The organism is Proteus columbae (assembly GCF_009914335.1).
GTDB lineage: Bacteria > Pseudomonadota > Gammaproteobacteria > Enterobacterales > Enterobacteriaceae > Proteus.
In genome coordinates this window covers 3,822,120-3,836,478 of sequence record NZ_CP043925.1, presented here as the reverse complement: position 1 = coordinate 3,836,478, position 14,359 = coordinate 3,822,120, and the positions used below count along the sequence as shown (strand labels likewise).

General features: G+C 39.1%; 12 protein-coding genes. 5 read left to right on the top strand and 7 right to left on the bottom strand.

Annotated elements, in window-relative coordinates; genetic code table 11:
- Nucleotides 1-59 precede the first annotated feature (59 nt).
- The 3 genes from glnG to glnA form a co-directional block, all read right to left on the bottom strand.
- Nucleotides 60-1,484 (bottom strand): nitrogen regulation protein NR(I), encoded by a 1,425-nt coding sequence (gene glnG / locus F1325_RS17835; RefSeq protein WP_109373679.1) that lies wholly within the window; start codon nucleotides 1,482-1,484, stop codon nucleotides 60-62.
- Between the two features lie 10 nt (nucleotides 1,485-1,494).
- Entirely contained in the window at nucleotides 1,495-2,541 is a 1,047-nt protein-coding gene (glnL, locus tag F1325_RS17830) for a nitrogen regulation protein NR(II) (RefSeq protein ID WP_109373678.1), read from the bottom strand.
- Between the two features lie 184 nt (nucleotides 2,542-2,725).
- Nucleotides 2,726-4,135 carry a glutamate--ammonia ligase gene (gene glnA, locus F1325_RS17825; protein WP_160230783.1) on the bottom strand — a complete coding sequence of 470 codons (1,410 nt, stop codon included), beginning with the start codon at nucleotides 4,133-4,135 and terminating at the stop codon, nucleotides 2,726-2,728.
- A 360-nt stretch (nucleotides 4,136-4,495) separates the two neighbouring features.
- Between glnA and typA the strand changes: the two genes are divergently transcribed.
- The 5 genes from typA (at nucleotide 4,496) to rluF (ending at nucleotide 9,920) form a co-directional block, all read left to right on the top strand.
- On the top strand, nucleotides 4,496-6,331 hold the full coding sequence (typA, locus tag F1325_RS17820) for a ribosome-dependent GTPase TypA (RefSeq protein WP_109373677.1): 1,836 nt from the start codon (nucleotides 4,496-4,498) through the stop codon (nucleotides 6,329-6,331).
- 450 nt (nucleotides 6,332-6,781) lie between these two features.
- The gene (gene yihX / locus F1325_RS17815) at nucleotides 6,782-7,399 is read left to right on the top strand and encodes a glucose-1-phosphatase (RefSeq protein WP_109373676.1); all 618 of its coding nucleotides are present in this window, start codon (nucleotides 6,782-6,784) and stop codon (nucleotides 7,397-7,399) included.
- A 67-nt stretch (nucleotides 7,400-7,466) separates the two neighbouring features.
- Complete coding sequence (gene dtd, locus F1325_RS17810; protein WP_160230782.1) at nucleotides 7,467-7,904, top strand: D-aminoacyl-tRNA deacylase; 438 nt, start codon at nucleotides 7,467-7,469, stop codon at nucleotides 7,902-7,904.
- Nucleotides 7,905-7,940: 36 nt separating this feature from the next.
- Complete coding sequence (gene fabY, locus F1325_RS17805) at nucleotides 7,941-8,855, top strand: fatty acid biosynthesis protein FabY (RefSeq protein ID WP_100159682.1); 915 nt, start codon at nucleotides 7,941-7,943, stop codon at nucleotides 8,853-8,855.
- A gap of 183 nt (nucleotides 8,856-9,038) precedes the next feature.
- On the top strand, nucleotides 9,039-9,920 hold the full coding sequence (gene rluF / locus F1325_RS17800) for a 23S rRNA pseudouridine(2604) synthase RluF (RefSeq protein ID WP_109373674.1): 882 nt from the start codon (nucleotides 9,039-9,041) through the stop codon (nucleotides 9,918-9,920).
- A gap of 92 nt (nucleotides 9,921-10,012) precedes the next feature.
- Here the strand turns inward: rluF and F1325_RS17795 are convergent, their stop codons facing one another.
- From F1325_RS17795 to F1325_RS17780, 4 genes are all read right to left on the bottom strand, one after another.
- Nucleotides 10,013-10,252 (bottom strand): hypothetical protein, encoded by a 240-nt coding sequence (locus tag F1325_RS17795; RefSeq protein ID WP_109373673.1) that lies wholly within the window; start codon nucleotides 10,250-10,252, stop codon nucleotides 10,013-10,015.
- Nucleotides 10,253-10,339: 87 nt separating this feature from the next.
- Complete coding sequence (locus F1325_RS17790) at nucleotides 10,340-12,016, bottom strand: AsmA family protein (protein ID WP_109374339.1); 1,677 nt, start codon at nucleotides 12,014-12,016, stop codon at nucleotides 10,340-10,342.
- A 106-nt stretch (nucleotides 12,017-12,122) separates the two neighbouring features.
- Nucleotides 12,123-12,671: a hypothetical protein gene (locus F1325_RS17785; RefSeq protein ID WP_109374338.1), complete on the bottom strand. Its 549-nt coding sequence runs from the start codon at nucleotides 12,669-12,671 to the stop codon at nucleotides 12,123-12,125.
- A gap of 154 nt (nucleotides 12,672-12,825) precedes the next feature.
- On the bottom strand, nucleotides 12,826-14,217 hold the full coding sequence (locus tag F1325_RS17780) for a uracil-xanthine permease family protein (protein WP_160230781.1): 1,392 nt from the start codon (nucleotides 14,215-14,217) through the stop codon (nucleotides 12,826-12,828).
- Nucleotides 14,218-14,359 lie beyond the last annotated feature (142 nt).

Sequence of the window (14,359 nt, the reverse complement as noted above, 5' to 3'; positions counted from 1 at the left end):
GTGAACTAGGCTAGAGTCTCTCAACGCAGAATAAAATAAGCAGCAAAGATTAACACGCTCTAATATTCCTCTATTCCTAACTCTTTTAATTTTCGGGTTAATGTATTTCTGCCCCAACCTAATAATCGTGCTGCATCTTGTTTATGCCCTTGCGTATATGCTAAGGCGCTTAGTAAAAGAGTACGCTCAAATTGAGGTAATGCATCTGTTAAGATGTTTTCTTTCCCTTCTCCTAATGCTTCATCTGCCCATAATGAAAGATGCTGTGACCAATGTTGAGAAGCAGAAATTCGACTGATATTTTTTGCTTTTTCATCATGTTGGCGAATTTCTTGTGGTAAATCTTGAGGCATAATCTCTTGGCTTGCCGTCATTACCGTTAACCAGCGACACACATTTTCTAATTGTCTGACGTTACCTGACCAGTTGTATTCCATCATTATTTGTAAACTTTGCTGATGAAGAACTTTGGCTTCGACACCCAATTCTTTTGCTGTTTTTTGCAGAAAATAGCGCGCTAAGCTAGGAATATCTTCGGTTCTATCGCGTAATGGTGGTAACTGAATGCGTATGACATTGAGGCGATGATAGAGATCTTCACGAAAATCACCGGCTTGAACTCGCCTTTCTAAGTCTTGATGAGTAGCGGCAATAATACGCACATCGACTTTTACAGGGGCATAACCGCCTACTCGATAAAATTGCCCTTCAGCAAGGACTCGCAGTAAACGTGTTTGAATATCAAGAGGCATATCACCAATTTCATCAAGAAACAGTGAACCGCCATTTGCTTGTTCAAATCGACCTTGGCGTACTTGAGAGGCGCCTGTAAATGCCCCTTTTTCGTGACCAAAAAGCTCTGATTCAATCAAGTCTTTAGGAATTGCCGCCATATTTAAGGCGATAAAAGGAGAGGACGCTCTTGGACTGTGGCGATGTAATGCATGTGCCACTAACTCTTTTCCTGTCCCCGATTCCCCATTAATGAGCACACTAATTGAGGAGCGAGAAAGCCGACCAATAATACGGTAAACCTCTTGCATTGCAGGTGCTTCACCAATCATATCTGTAACTGATTGTAGCAAGGTTTCATCGGTATTCGGTTGTTTTTGTTCGCGATAATGAGTAATGGCGCGGTCAATTAATGCCAATGTTTCGTCGATATCGAATGGCTTTGGTAAGTAATCAAATGCCCCTTGTTGATAGGCATTAACGGCAGCGTCGAGATCAGAATGTGCCGTCATAATAATAACGGGCAGAGTTGGATATTGTTCTTTAATTATTTTTAAAAGAGATAAACCGTCGATATCAGGCATACGAATGTCTGATAACAATACATCAGGTTGTTCTGTATTGAGTGCATTAAGCACATCATTCGCATGTTCAAAGGCTTTACAAGACATACCTTCACGAGAAATGGCACGTTCAAGTACCCAGCGAATGGAGCTGTCATCATCAACAACCCATACATTTCCTTTTTGCATTGGTTATCTCCTACTTAATTGGTAAATAAATAGAAAATTCAGTATTTCCGGGCCAACTGGTAAATTCAATTTTACCTGCATGTTGATCCACTAAATTACGCGCAATAGAGAGCCCTAATCCATTACCACCTTCTCTACCACTCACCATGGGGTAAAAAAGCGTATCTTGTAGATGAGGAGGAATGCCATCACCGGTATCAATCACATCTATACGCGCAGCAAGGCGGTGACGTTCGCCATGAAGTGTGATTTGAAAAGCCGTACGGGTACGCAAAATAATCGTTCCCCCTGTTTTTTCGACGGCTTGTAAGGCGTTGCGTGTAATATTTAGGAGTACTTGTTCTATTTGATCTGGGTAATGTGATAACTCAGGTAAGCTGGGATCGTAATCTTTTAGCAAGGTGACATTTTCAGGGCATTCGAGCGAAATAAGCTGAGCAACACGCTCAACAACATGGTGAATACTCTGATGTATTTTTGTCCCTGGATGTTGGGGGCCGAGTAATCTGTCTACCAGCACACGTAGGCGATCAGCTTGTTCAATAATGACTTGTGTATATTCCGTTAAAGCTGGATCAGGTAAGGATTTTGCTAGCAATTGAGCCGCGCCCCGTAATCCTCCCAACGGATTTTTAATTTCATGTGCCAGCCCCCTAACCAATTCCCTCGCTGCCATTTGCTGTGCTTGTTGTATCTGCTCTTGGCTTAACCGGCGTTGACTATCCATAGGCGCCAGCTCCAGCAAAATGTGTTGCTCGGAAATAGGTTGGGCACTGAGCGACATTGTGTGTGATTGATTATTTACAACCAATATCACTTCATTGTCGGTAAAGCTTTGTCCATTCGCTAATGTTTCACGCATTAAATCAGCATCAAAAGAGTAATAGCTGAAAAGGGCAGTGAAAGGCGTTTCAAATAATTTTCGACGGCTTTGTGCTAAAACCTGTAACGCAGAATGATTTGCGTAGCAAATAATAAACTCTTTGTTGATAACCAATACAGAGTGTATCAATGAGTCTAAAATTAATGTGTTGTCAGGTAAGTCTGCCGTTTCCATATTGAATACCCCATTGCACCATTTTAGTGCATCTTACCTTTATTACATTAATGAACCAATGCGTAAGTGAAAAGACTGACTCCTTAAATGGGAGAAAAGTGCCCATCCGAAGATGGGCAAAATAGCTTCACGGCAAAAAAAAACAGTTTTACATCTAGGCTTAAGTTTTTATCAATAAAAGGTCTTAAGCGCTGTAATACATTTCAAATTCAAGAGGATGCGGAGCCATACGTACACGTTGAACATCAGCACGTAATAATTCTAAATAAGCATCAATAGCATCATCAGTAAATACACCACCGCGGGTTAAGAATTCACGATCTGCATTTAATGTATTTAATGCTTCTTCTAATGAACCTGCGACAGTTGGGATCTCTTTTGCTTCTTCTGGTGGTAAGTCATAGAGGTTTTTATCCATAGCATCACCTGGGTGAATTTTATTGATAATGCCATCGAGACCAGCCATTAACTGAGCCGCAAACGCTAAATAAGGGTTTGCTAAAGGATCTGGGAAACGTACTTCTATACGGCGCGCTTTCATGCTGGCAACCACAGGAATACGAATTGACGCTGAGCGGTTACGTGCAGAGTAAGCGAGCATTACAGGGGCTTCAAAACCTGGGACTAAACGTTTGTAAGAGTTAGTCGTTGGGTTAGTAAATGCATTTAGCGCACGAGCGTGTTTGATAATACCGCCGATGTAATACAGCGCCATTTCAGATAATCCGCCGTATTTGTCACCTGCAAATAGGTTTACACCGTTTTTAGACAGTGACATATGGCAGTGCATACCTGAGCCGTTATCACCCACTAATGGTTTTGGCATAAAGGTCGCTGTTTTACCAAATACGTGAGCTACGTTTTGTACCACGTATTTATAAATTTGGGTTTCATCTGCTTTTTTGGTCATGGTATTAAAGCGAGTAGCCACTTCATTTTGACCCGCAGTTGCTACTTCATGGTGATGAGCTTCAACGACTAAGCCCATTTCTTCCATGATGTTACACATAGTAGAACGAATATCTTGTGATGAATCGACGGGTGGCAGTGGGAAATAACCACCTTTAACCATCGGGCGGTGGCCTTTGTTGCCGTCTTCATATTTGGTATTGGTGTTCCATGCCGCTTCAATATCGTTGATAGCGTAAGATGCGCCGGAAATATCGTTTTTGAAACGAATATCATCAAATAGGAAGAACTCTGGCTCTGGCCCAAACAGTACTGTGTCTGCGATACCACTTGATTTTAAATAGTCTTCAGCACGTTTTGAGATAGAACGTGGGTCGCGATCATAGCCTTGCATTGTGCCAGGTTCTAAAACGTCACAACGAATAATCAGAGTTGGATCTTGGAAAAATGGATCAAGCATTGTGGTTGTTGCATCTGGCATCAGCACCATGTCTGATTCGTTAATGCCTTTCCAGCCACCAATAGAAGAGCCATCGAACATTTTTCCTTCTTCAAAGAAATCATCGTTAACCTGATGAGCCGGAATAGTAAGATGTTGTTCTTTACCGCGGGTATCAGTGAAACGTAAGTCAATATATCTAACTTTATGTTCTTCAATCATGGATAATACATGTTCAAGGGACATAGGAACTCTCCTGGCGAATGGTTTTATTGAGTACAGTGGCCTTACACATTTTTTCGGTGAATTTTTTGCTCACCTAAATTCTATTGCGAAAAGCATGCCAACTTATCTAAAAAGGGATATATACTGTATTGATGAAGTTTAGTGTAGAATATCTCCTGTGATTTTTTAATTATTGCACAAAGTTGGTGCAAATTAAGCCTAATTAGTTGCACTGTTTTGGTGCAAACGAACGGATGCTACTAAATTCTGAGGCGTGAAAAGGATCACAATTCAATTAATTGCATATTGTTAAGCAATCATTATTGTGATCTTGTTTAGTCTCTCGTCTAAAGCGTGTACAATACTGCGCTTATTTCTACAATGCCTGAGGCAAATTTTGTGATCGAAAACTTGCGTAATATCGCCATCATCGCCCACGTTGACCATGGTAAAACAACTATCGTCGATAAATTACTACAGCAATCTGGTACGTTCGGCGAACGTGAAACCGTTGCTGAGCGCGTGATGGACTCAAATGATCTCGAAAGAGAGCGCGGAATTACTATTCTTGCGAAAAATACAGCGATTAAATGGAATGACTATCGTATCAATATCGTAGATACCCCAGGACACGCCGACTTCGGTGGTGAGGTAGAACGCGTTATGTCTATGGTAGACAGCGTTCTATTGCTGGTTGACGCGATGGATGGCCCAATGCCACAAACTCGTTTTGTGACACAAAAAGCATTTGCTAACAACTTAAAACCAATCGTTGTTATCAATAAAGTTGACCGCCCTGGTGCGCGTCCAGACTGGGTTGTTGATCAGGTATTTGACCTGTTCGTAAACTTAGGTGCAACTGACGAACAACTTGATTTCCCAATTATCTATGCATCTGCATTAAACGGTATTGCGGGAACAGATTACAATGACATGGCTGAAGATATGACTCCGTTATATGAAGCTATTGTCAAATATGTAGAGCCACCAAAAGTTGATCTGGACGGCACATTCCAGATGCAAATTTCTCAGTTGGACTACAACAACTACCTAGGTGTTATCGGTATCGGTCGTATCAAGCGTGGTAAGGTTAAACCTAACCAGCAAGTGACTATCATCGATAGCGAAGGTAATACTCGTAACGGTAAAGTCGGTAAAGTGTTAGGTCACTTAGGCTTAGAACGTATTGAAGTTGAAGTAGCAGAAGCTGGCGATATCATCGCAATTACAGGCTTAGGCGAACTGAATATTTCTGATACGATCTGCGAAACAGGTGCTGTTGAAGCATTACCTGCATTAGCTGTTGATGAACCAACTGTTAGCATGTATTTCTGTGTTAATACTTCACCTTTCTGTGGTCGTGAAGGTAAGTTTGTGACTTCTCGTCAGATTTTAGATCGTCTGAAAAAAGAGTTAGTCCATAACGTAGCATTACGTGTAGAAGAAACTGAAGATCCAGATGCATTCCGTGTATCAGGTCGTGGTGAGCTTCACCTGTCAGTTCTGATCGAAAATATGCGTCGTGAAGGTTACGAATTAGGTGTATCTCGTCCTAAAGTTATCTTCCGTGATATTGACGGCCGTAAACAAGAGCCTTTCGAACAAGTCACTATCGATATTGAAGAACAGCACCAAGGTGATGTGATGCAAGCGATGGGTGAACGTAAAGGCGAAATGCGTGATATGCAACCAGATGGTAAAGGACGTGTACGTTTAGACTACATTATCCCTAGCCGTGGTCTGATTGGTTTCCGTACTGAATTTATGACCATGACATCAGGTACTGGTTTACTGTATGCAACATTCAGTCACTATGATGATGTTCGTCCAGGTGAAATCGGTCGCCGTAATAACGGTGTTATGATCTCTAATGGCCAAGGTAAAGCCGTTGCTTACGCACTGTATAGCTTACAAGACCGCGGTAAATTATTCGTTACTCATGGTGCAGAAGTTTATGAAGGCCAAGTGATTGGTATTCATACTCGCTCTAATGACTTAACAGTAAACTGCTTAACTGGTAAAAAGCTGACTAACATGCGTGCTTCTGGTACTGATGAGGCGACAACGCTGACTCCACACCTGAAACAAACATTAGAACAAGCATTAGAATTTATTGATGACGATGAGTTAGTTGAAGTAACTCCGCAGTCTATTCGTCTGCGTAAGCGTTATCTGTCAGAAAACGATCGTCGTCGTGCTTACCGTAGCAAAGACTAATTCGTTATTCTGATAACATAATTCTTAGGGCGCGTTTAGCGCCCTGAGTTTATACTCGTCATACTTCAAGTTATAGAGGTGTTGGCTACGTTCAATTAGTCGAGTCACATAGTTTATCTACGTTCCCCGTCTATCTTTATTGTCGCCTACCTGTAACTTAAATTATTTAGAGTATCTGGTACTACTAGTCGTGCTATAAGATAGTAGTACTATAAGACGAATGCGGTGGGAAATTTGCCACCGCATAAGTTTTACGCCTCCTTCCTATCTTTCAGTGAACTACATCTTAAAGTTAAACTCCTTTTGTCTCATTTTGCTTCTCTCCCTCTTCTGGTTTTCTGTTTTACAAAAAAATTAAGTGTGATTATTGTACTTTTTTGACGTTTAAGCCTGTTCAGTAAAGCGATTTATGATTAAAGTAAAATGAGTTTTCTATTATGGAGAGGATTTATGCTTTATATCTTTGATATGGGTAATGTGATTATTGATATCGATTTTAACCGAGTATTCGCAGTATGGAGTAAGCTGAGTGGTGTTCCATTAGCAAGCATAAAAAAGGATTTCACCGCCGGTGAAGTTTTTAAATTACATGAGCGCGGTAATATTACAGATATCGAATTTGCTGAAGAAATTAACTCAGAACTTGGCATGAGCTTAAGCTTTGAGCAATTCGCTGAAGGATGGCAGGCTATTTTTATCGCAGTACGACCTGAAGTCATTGATATAATGAACAAATTAAGAGAACAAGGACATCGGGTTGTGGTGTTATCAAATACTAACCGTTTACACCAAGATTACTGGCCAGAACACTATCCTGAAATCGCGGCTTCTGCTGATTTTCTCTACTTGTCGCAAGATCTTGGCATGAGAAAGCCCGATCCTGAACTCTTTAAGTATGTTTTAGAATCTGAAGATGTTGAAGCACAAGATGCTGTTTTCTTTGATGATGTAAAAGCCAATGTTGATGCAGCTATTGCTGTGGGTATAAAGGGTGTACATGTCATTGATAAACAGACCATCATTGACTACTTCAAAGATTATGATTTTTCTCTCCCAGTAGAAGAATAATGCTATTGTAAGGATAACAATGGATTGAATTTGTTATCCTTTTTTATTGATTTATTTTGGAGAGAGCATGATCGCGTTAATTCAACGAGTGACACGGGCAAAAGTGGATATTGCAGGTGAAACTGTCGGCGCTATTAATCAAGGTTTATTGGTTTTATTAGGTGTAGAGAAAGACGACAACGAACAGAAAGCCAAAAGATTATGTGAGAAAGTATGCGGCTATCGTATATTTAGTGATGAAAACGACAAAATGAACCTAAATGTGCAACAAGCAGGTGGTAGTCTGTTAGTTGTATCTCAATTCACACTTGCCGCGGAAACACAAAAAGGAATGCGTCCAGGTTTTTCGAACGGTGCGCCCCCAGAATTAGCGAAAAATCTCTATCACTACTTTATTGAACAATGTCAGCAACAAGGCTTAGAAACGCAAACAGGTCAATTTGCTGCTGATATGCAAATCACACTGACTAATGACGGCCCAGTCACCTTTTGGCTGCAAGTATAACGTCGAACGTACAGTCGTGTTAAAAGGAGCTCAGATATGTACCATTTACGGACCCCAAAGACAGAGGCAGAATTTGATGCCTATTATGCTTTTCGCTGGGAAATGCTTCGTAAACCTCTACATCAACCTGAAGGCTCTGAAAAAGACGGTTATGACACTCTTGCTCATCATCAAATGGTTGTTGATGAAACAGGACAACCCGTTGCGATTGGGCGACTCTATATTAATGCCGACAATGAAGGTGCTATTCGCTTTATGGCGGTGCGTACAGATGCACAAGGTAAAGGTTTAGGCACATTAGTGGCTATGGCGCTAGAGTCGCTTGCTCGCCAAGAAGGTATAAAACGGATCGTGTGTAGTGCACGAGAAGAGTCTGTAAGCTTCTTTGAAAAGTTAGGTTATGAAAATTGTGGTTTAGTGACAGGTCCTCAAACGACACCCATTAAGCACTTTTTTATGAAAAAAAGTATTGAGTCTTTGGATGATATTCTTCATCGACCAGATTGGTGTGCAGAATTACAAAAACAATGGCATCAACATATTCCTTTAAGTGAAAAAATGGGATTACGTATTACTCAATACACAGGAACCCGTTTTTATACCACTATCCCTGAAGCAGGAAATCAAAATCCTCATCACACTATTTTTGCAGGTAGCCAATTTTCACTCGCAACATTAACAGGTTGGGGATTGATTTGGCTATTAATGCAAGAACATAAGTTGCAAGGTGATATTGTGCTGGTGGATGCACATATTCGTTACCGCAAACCTGTATCAGGGCGTCCTGCTGCCGTTGCTGATATGGAAAATTTAAGTGGGGATTTAGGGCGACTAGCGAAGGGAAGCAAGGCACGTATTAAGTTGGACGTCGATATTTGTGGTGATGAAGGTGTCGGTGCTGTTTTTAGCGGCACTTATATTGTTTTACCTTCACAAAATAAGCAGTGCTAATTCAGCTATCTATCTTTAGAGTAACTTAAAGGGAAATCACTATTTTCTTTTGAGTTACCTTTTCTATTTTCTGCGTTTTTTATTAAAAAAACAGAGTATAAAAAATCTATTCTTGAATGCTGGTGTTATAGAGTTTCTATCGCTATCCAATTGATGTATATTTCGCAGTTTACGGAGGGAAGCATGGACACCAATTTATCTACTCGTCTTAATAAATATATCAGTGAAAGCGGGATCTGCTCACGTCGTGAGGCTGACCGTTATATTGAGCAAGGACTTGTCCTTATTAATGGCAAACGCGCTGGTATTGGCGATCAAGTATTTGCTGGCGATGAAGTCAAAGTCAATGGTCGATTGATTGAAGCACAGGATAACTCTGAGCTGGTTTTGATTGCGCTGAATAAGCCTGTGGGCATTGTGAGTACCACAGATGATGGCGAAAAAGATAATATTGTTGACTATGTTAACCACAGTACCCGTATTTTCCCAATTGGGCGTTTAGATAAAGATTCACAAGGATTGATTTTTCTGACCAACCACGGTGATTTAGTCAATAAAATCCTACGTGCAGGTAATGATCACGAAAAAGAGTACCTTGTGACAGTGAATAAACCGATCACAGATGAATTTATTCATGGAATGGGTGCGGGTGTTCCTATCATGGGACAAAAAACCAAGAAATGTAAGGTCAAGAAAGAAGCGCCGATGGTGTTTCGTATTACCTTAGTTCAAGGATTAAATCGCCAAATTCGCCGTATGTGTGAATATTTTGGTTATGAAGTCACTAAGCTTGAACGCATTCGCATTATGAATGTGAGCTTATCGGGATTACCTATTGGCGAATGGCGTGATCTGACCGATGATGAACTCATTACCTTATTTGAATCGATTGAAAAATCGACTTCTGAAGCGCCACCAAAACCAAAGCAAAATAAGCCGAAAAAACAAATTAGTAGTAATGCGAAAGCATTGGGTATTCATATTCCTCAAACAAAAACCAAAGAAACGGAAAATAATTCCCGTAAGCGTTTTGTTCAGCCTGGTCGTAAAAAGAAAAAACGTTAATATCATCTATAAAAATGTGATAAAGACAAAAAAACACCTGAAAGGGTGTTTTTTGTTTGTTCTATTTAAGACAAATTATTGCATCGATAAAATTAGTCTAAATCAAGCTCATCTAATTTATTTTGGCGACGTTCAAGTACGATCGCTGCAAGTTCTGCATCCATAACTCGCTCAATTAATACATCATAGTCTTCTTTAGAAAGGCAATAGAACAACGGAGTTTTATTGTCATCACACACAAGCAGTGTGCTGTTGTCTTCAAGTGCAGTTAAAGGAGATTGTTGAAACATATTTAAAGATATTTTTTCAGGGGAAAAATCTTCGTCAGACATGAAAACTCCACAATAAAGAAAAAGGCATTAGCGCATTGTAACGCTTTTTATAAAGGGAGCAATCCGTGCTCCTGCGAAAGATCAATATTATAGGTGATTAATTATCTCGCCATTTTGTATCACTGAGTTGAGTATTTGTTGCTCATCTTTACTTCCCGTTAATGTGCCATTAAGTGTTGATGCCACTGGGCTTGAACGTAAATCACCTTTCAATTTTAGTGTGAATTGGCCTATTTCGTCAGAGTAGGTTGTTTTTAAACCTAATGTATAAGGCGTTGATAAAGGTACATTTAGGCCATTAGCAATAAGTGAAAATTGGCGCTGTTGGTTAGATTGCACTAAACCTGCTGAACCTCGAACAATGCCATCACCAATAAATGCTGAATATTGCTCAACAATAGCGTTATCTTGTTGAGTGACAATTTTTAAATCAGGGCGACGTAATTCAATGCGATTTAACGTACCACTATCGGCATTTAATACGGCTGAACCTTGCCATAATCCCCATTCACCTTCTTTTGCAACCACTAAATTTCGCAGTTTTCCTGTTAAGTTTGTGAATTGGAATGGAAATTCTGGTGTGATATCAATCAAGATAGATTGATTGATAGATAACTGTTCGATAGTGATATTTTGAATATTACTCTTGTTATCTATTGGTTTAGCTAAAAAGTTGAGCCAATTTTCAGGTAGCGTATATAAAATGCCTGATAGTGTGGCATCTTGGATAGTGATGGTTTTATTGTCTTTATTCCAATGACCAGCAAGCTTAATTAGACCTTTTTCATAGCGTAGACTGAGGTTATCTAGATTAAGTTGATTGTTTTGCTGGTTGAGTTTTGCGATAAGATCAGTGAAGTGTTCATCTTGAAAAACAACATCATTTGTATTGAGTTCACCAGTTGTAAATGAAAGAGCGTTATCCCAACTAAACTGAGAAAATTGCCCATCAAAACCACTGATTGCCCACTGTTTTCCTTCAGCTGTAAAATCAACAATATTGAGTGCTCTTATGCTAATACGGGGATATTCAGAGAGAGACTGAATTAATTCGTTAAAGGTTTGTGAGGACTGCCAGCGCAAGCCATTCATATAAACTTCATCAAATTTCCATTGATTATCTTGATATTGACCACTTAATGAAAGTGAACCACTGAGTAGGCGGGTGCCTAGTTTCTCTATTTGAATATTATCGGGTTGGTATTCACCTGAAATAATAAAGTTACTAAAATGATTGTTGTTTATTGAGCCTTCTGCAATCGAAAATTGGAAATGACCCGCACCAATAACATCATTTAGTGTTGGTTTCCAAGGTGTAATACCACCTGTTATTTTGTCAGCATTAAACGTGATATCCACAGTATTGTTGCTCAATGCCATATTTTTAAATTGTAAAATATCAGCACTTAGTGGCATGGCTGGCGATTTACCAGTGAGCTTAATCGAACCGTTTTCTAAGGTGATTTTTTGTAGATGAGAAGGTGTGGTAAAAAATTGCCAATTCAATCTAATTTGCGCTGATTTTGCCGATACTGTGGCTTTATCTTGTTTAGGATTAACGAGGAGATCATGAACAATGACTTGTTCGGGTTGCATAAGATCATGCTCAATACCTGAGAAGCGAATATCATAGTCAGTGTATTGTGTCAGCCATTCACTGGTTTTTTGCGCGCCCCACTGAGTCTGAATAAAAGCGTAAATTATAATAATAAATAAAATAACGATAAGTATCAGAGATACCAAACTTTTCATCAGCCAGCGCATAACCTTTCTCCTGTTTTATACTCCATCAAAACAGTATACAGTTATGCCTGAAAACTAAGCGATGCTCAAGTATTCGTCACTATATAAAGCAAGATTATTTAACTGCTTATGCATTTATTATAGTGGATATCTTGTTCCTCAATTCGATAGTGGGTTGAGTATTTTGCTTTTGTAAATAGGTTTCAATATTACTCAATATATCGTTTATATAATTCTTATCCAATTGTTTTTTATCATTTAATTCTTCTTTTATTAACTTATTGCCATAGTTAATAAGTTGAGAAATAAGTTCATTAGGTTCAAGGCTGCCGGAATGATAAGTATCGTAAAAATTAGGGAGAATACCCGCTTGCGTTGGTAAATATTGAAACTGATACGTTAGAAATCCCTCTTTATCTTTATCTTGCTGATTATTAAGGCAAGGATTTTGTAAAAATGTCACTAAGTCTTCTTTAATATGTTCTAAGTTAAACTCAGGAATAGACTTATTTCCTAAATATGTAAACTTATGATTTGTATTAAATAACGATAAAATAGAATCTTTTAAATAAGTTAAAAATTGTCCTATTGTTTTTATATGATAACTTTCAGTTGATGGATGATTTTTAAGATATTGAAGTGCTTTATTATTAACAATATTAAGTGGCGTTGGCATAGTCGCTCTCTTTTGTAGATAACATGAGTAAACATATTAATTATCGCAATTTGAAGAGGAATGCTTGTGTAAAAAGACCCTGTTTTAGCGTAAAAATAAAGCGCTATTTTTTATTATGAAGATAGCGCTTTATTATTATGTTGCTAATTAATGATTATTTTTCTGGTGGAAAAATAAGATTTAAAATAATGGCAGTTAAACCACCAGCAGCAATACCTGAGGACAGCAATGTTTTTAGCCAATCAGGTGCAAACTGCAAGATTTGAGGTTGCTGTGAAACGCCCAATCCTACTGCAAGTGAAATCGCAAGGATCATGATGGCTCGGCGGTTTAGTGCTTCTTTGGAAACAATACGTACACCAGATGCAGCTATCGTACCGAACATAACTAATGTGGCTCCACCTAATACGGGTTCAGGAATTCTTTGCACAAATTCTGCAACGAATGGAAATAAGCCTAAGATAACGAGCATTGCGGCAACAACATAACCTACATAGCGACTTGCAACGCCTGTTAATTGAATAACGCCATTATTTTGACCAAAACAAGAATTTGGGAAGGTATTGAAAAATGCCGAAACCATAGAGTTAATTCCATTAGCCAATACGCCCCCTTTAATACGTTTCATATACAAAGGACCACTAACGGGTTGCTCTGAAACATCTGAAGTTGCTGTAATATCCCCAATGGTTTCTAGTGATGTGATCATAAACACCAGCATTAAAGGAATAAGTAAATGCCAGTCAAATGACAACCCATAATAAAAGGGTTCAGGAATAGTCATAAAAGGTGTTTCTTGATGTTCTGCTGGTGTGGGCAACATATCTAAAGCCCAAGCAAGAACATAACCCACAGCCATTGCAATGACCAAAGAAGCAACGCGTAAATAAGGATTTTTTTGTCGATTAAGTAAAATAATAACAATAAGTACAGAGCCTGCTAATAACAGGTTTTGTGGTGCACCGAAGGTATTATTTTCAATGGCTGCATAACCACCACCAATAGAGGTTAATCCAACTTGAATTAAAGAGAGACCGATTATCATCACTACGACACCAGAAACTAAAGGTGTAATGATGCGCCTTGCTAAATGAAGTACACGAGAAAGGATGATTTCGGTTAATGAGGCGACCATTAATGTACCAAAAAGTGCCGCCATCATCGTTGGAATATCCGCCCCTCCATTTTTTAGCGCTAATCCGCCCATAATCAAAGGTGCGACAAAATTAAAGCTAGTACCTTGAATTGATAACAATCCTGAACCTATTGGTCCCCATGCCCGAATTTGAATAAGAGAGGCAATGCCTGATGCAAATAAAGACATGCTGATAATGCGTTGAGTATCGTGTGCAGGTAATCCTAATGCTTGGCAAATGAGGATCGCAGGTGTGATAACCGCAACAAACATGGCTAAGAGATGTTGGCAAGCAGCAAAAAGTGTTTGTGGTAATGGCGGTTTCTCTTCTAAAGCAAAAAGAAGTTCGCTATTTTTTTTAATTGAAACGTCACTATTTTTAGGCAAATTTTGATTTTCTGAAGTAACCATGGTGTGAATTTCTTATTCGACAAAAACGGTATTTTAATGATCTGCGCCACAAAAGCAATCGTTTGCGTAAAAATGATGTTATCAAAATGCATAAGAGGCGCTCACATTTTTATATGTTTTAACTTGTGTTTGTCTCCGTTTT